This window comes from Arthrobacter sp. MYb221 (assembly GCF_002979835.1).
Taxonomy (GTDB): Bacteria; Actinomycetota; Actinomycetes; order Actinomycetales; family Micrococcaceae; genus Glutamicibacter.
Genome location: NZ_PCPW01000041.1, coordinates 1 through 1,339 on the forward strand (window position 1 = coordinate 1; position 1,339 = coordinate 1,339).

Annotated in this window: 1 protein-coding gene; it reads right to left on the reverse strand. The window is 59.6% G+C overall.

Translation table 11 applies throughout. From position 1 onward, the window contains the following. Window positions 1-26: 26 nt before the first annotated feature. On the reverse strand, window positions 27-1,339 hold a 1,313-nt coding region (locus tag CQ015_RS19095; RefSeq protein WP_181150468.1), incomplete at its 5' end, for a putative transposase.

Consider the following 1,339-nt stretch of genomic DNA (forward strand, 5'->3'; position numbering starts at 1 on the left):
TCAGGGCTCTGGACATCGGTAGAAAATTAATGAGTCGCCGCTAAGCCCTTCACCCGATACCGCAACACCCGATCCGTCCCCGGATACACGGTCCGCGTACCGCTGAGCAACTCACACAATTCACCCAACGCCACCGTGGCACGACGCGTCGGCAAAGGATCCAACAGCACCTCCAGCACCCCGTCCTGGCGTGGGTCCAAATCCCCGCTCAGCTTTAACGCCTGCCGCACAAACACATGAGCCTGGCTCGACGCTGCCTTATAACCGGTCTGCGTACGCACCTGCGTGACCAGCATCATCGTGACGTTATACGCGGCCATCCGAAACGCGTGCAACACCTGCTTCAACTCGGATTCCAGCACCTGCTGCCCAGGGTTCACTTCACCCAAAGGGAGTTTCGTTGAAATCGCCTGATAGGCCTTGGACGCCTCGGCCAGCTGCTTCTCAGCTGCCAATACCGGAGCGTTCAATTCGTTGAGCATCTTATTAGTGATCGTCACCGCCTCCCCTGGTTCCGGGGAACACAGGGCAAGCTCCTGAACGTCCGCGGCAGCGGCCAACGCCCGCACTTTCGCGGCCAGCGCGTCGCGTTTCTGCTTCGCCTTGTCCTTCAAAGGATTCGGAACCTGACGCCCGGCATCATCAGGTACCGCTTGGTAACTGTCATGGGCATCCAACGCAAAATGCTGGCGCGCATACCTGAAATAGTTTTCATGCCGCCACCGTGCACTCATACGAAACACGATCTCGGCTGCTGGCAGGTCCGTGTTGGTGGTGAGGATATGAATCTGGCGATGCTCTTGGCCGGTGGCTTCGCGGACCTGCTTCCCAGCGGCCACGATCCGGCTGATCTGCCGCATCTGGAAACAGGTTTCCTGACCCGCTGACCCGTAGGCCAAAGTGACAGTCGTATCGGCGACCTTCCCGTACTCATACTTGGTACCGAACTGATCCGCATACTCAACCTTGTCGAACAGGTCCGGGCTGACCTCTTCGGTGGCGCCCTTGCGCCAGGTGAGCGGATCAAAACCAGCCCGGGAGAGGTCATGGAATAGCTGCGGGGACCACCCTTCGCGGTCAAAGCCGATCAGCACGCGCCGCTCATCACCGATCATGTCCCGCAGTTTCGGGGTCAGCCGGCGCAGCTCGCCCACCAAGGAAGTGGAAGGTTTAGCCATGACCATGAACACCGGTGCGCCCTTCGCGTCAGCGACCCAGGATTCCATCGACGCCGGGACCGGGAACTTCAGCCTCGTGGAATACTGCTTCCCGGTCTTTTTCTTCCCCTGGTAGGAACGTACGTGGCCGTCCACGTAAAGCAGCAGCCCAAGCTTGTCCT